Annotated in this window: 2 protein-coding genes; both read right to left on the bottom strand. The window is 62.4% G+C overall.

Annotated features, from left to right (window positions below; translation table 11 throughout):
- Positions 1 to 1792: glycosyltransferase (locus WBB85_RS16205; RefSeq protein ID WP_432639632.1), on the bottom strand; the 1792-nt coding region annotated here is incomplete at its 3' end.
- The coding region (locus WBB85_RS16200; protein WP_432639631.1) for a hypothetical protein at positions 1793 to 2024 on the bottom strand (232 nt) is incomplete at its 5' end.

The raw sequence follows: 2024 nt of genomic DNA, 5'->3' as shown, positions 1-2024 counted from the left end.
CGCCGTGGTCCTCGACATGAGGCGGAGTGAAGCCACGATCCCCCGGGATCTCGCGCAGTTGCATCCCGCGCTCGTCATCCAGATAGTCGTAACCGATGTCCTGAAAGGCGCGGCCAAGATCGGCGCTTGCGTAAAGCGCCCTGCGCAAGGCCCTGCGTTCGGGCGTGATCATGCGCAGGTGATAGAAGTCTAGCCCCGAGGCCTTGACCGGCAGCTTCCAGTGATTTCTGGTCCACAGGCCGTGCAGCGCGGTGTCGCCGGGTTCCATGCCCGCAATGCAGGGAAACAGGCGCGCGCGCGGGCGCCCGCTCCACAATCCGTCAATCCTGTATCTGGTCGGATGAAACAGTTCGCGGCACTCGAAAGTCCAGACCACCGGCCCGTACCCGGTCGTCAATGCGGGCATCTGATCCTTCAGGCGATCCTCGAACCGTTCGTCGGGATCGACGGCGAATACCCACCGCGCACCCATGTTGCGCGCTGTCTCGAACAAGGCTTTCTGACGTCCGGTTTCGGCGGAAAGCATGTCGCCCGCCATTCTGTCGTCCAAGGCGGCATAACCATGCACGGCGGGAGCGATGTTTTCGATCAGGTGCGGTACCAGATGCGCGTCGTAGCGGTAAGAGAATACGGCAATGACCATCGCCTCGCCGGGCTTGGGCGGGCGCAGCATCTTGGTCTCGATCGCGCGGTGGGTCCTGAAAAGCGAGGGCAGCGCCGGTCCCGCAGGCGCTGGCAAACTGGACCCGGCGGCGTAGGAGCGGTCAACCAGATCATAGAGCCGCCTTTCCGTTTCGAAGTCCCGATGCCTTTTGACTCCGCCCGGCAAGAGGGTCCAATGCCAGCGCCGACGTGACAGACGCGCCAGTTCGAGGATCTCGTCGACACTACGCTCAAGAAAGAACCTGCCGAACTCGGCGGGATCGGCTTGGGCGATCCAGTTTCTGGCGGCGGCGAAGCCGTCGAGAATGCGCTCGGCAAGGTTCGGACCCGACAACGGAATGCGACTGCATCTGTCCGAAAAATTTGTCGCTTCGGTCGCGGCCATCAGGGGACCAAGCCAACCGGGCCCCTGAAAGTGATCGTAGCAAAAGACCGGGCGTCGTGACCGGATCGCATATTGCACGGACTTGCCAATCGTGACCACGGCCTCGTGGCTTTCAAGGTCGCGCGGGGTCACCCGCCGCGAGGCATGCGGACTGCCGATCCGTGTCACTTCGATGCCGCGCGCCTTCAGGATCTCGAATGCTTCCCCCACTTCGGCCGGCAGGTGGTTGGAAATCGACAACAACCGGCGCAGGTCGCGCGAACGGGACGGCGGCGCGGCAAATGCTGCGGGCGCGGGGTTCCTGAACAACCGGATCCCGGCGAAACCCTGATTGACCAGCGCATCGCGCGTTTCTTCACTATTGGCATAGATCACATCCGCAAGCGCTCGTTCCACGAACGGGCCGGGCTGCTCGAAAGGTTCATGCGGCGAAAGGTGGAAGTAAATGAGAAACGGACGCCGCCGAAGCGACGCGAACCTGCGCTCGAATGCCGGTGTCCACAGCCTTGACAGGCACTGGTGAGAGACCAGCACCAGATCGAAGGCTTCGAGGTCGATGCGCGCAGGGACGCCTTCCACCCGGAGCCAGTTGCCAAAGGCGATCTGGATGAATGCGGGCGTGGCGAAGGGGCAATAGACACTGACCTCGCAACCGCGTGCCACCAGCGCCTCGAACAGTTCTATGCACACAAGCTCCGACCCGCCCCAGGTTTGCAGGTGGTGCGTGCACAACAATACCTTCAATCATGCCTCCGGGCTTTGGCCTTGCCAGAGGATTTCGTGCTTCCCGTCAGGTTCAGAAATGGCATTGTCCCCGGCCTCCCAAGCAAGCTGGCGATGTTGCGGCGGGGGAACGGGCGTCTGGCGTCTTCCCGACGCAATTCTGATTTTCGGGAACTCGCCATGAAACCGCAACAGGAATCGAGAGGACAAAGCCAGAAGCAGCATGCTTGCGGCGGGCACCACCGGATTGGCC

It is taken from the genome of Albidovulum sp. (genome assembly GCF_049646345.1).
In the GTDB taxonomy this organism is placed as follows: domain Bacteria; phylum Pseudomonadota; class Alphaproteobacteria; order Rhodobacterales; family Rhodobacteraceae; genus Albidovulum.
The sequence above is the reverse complement of the archived record's forward strand: the minus strand, read 5'-3'. Positions and strand labels throughout refer to the sequence as shown.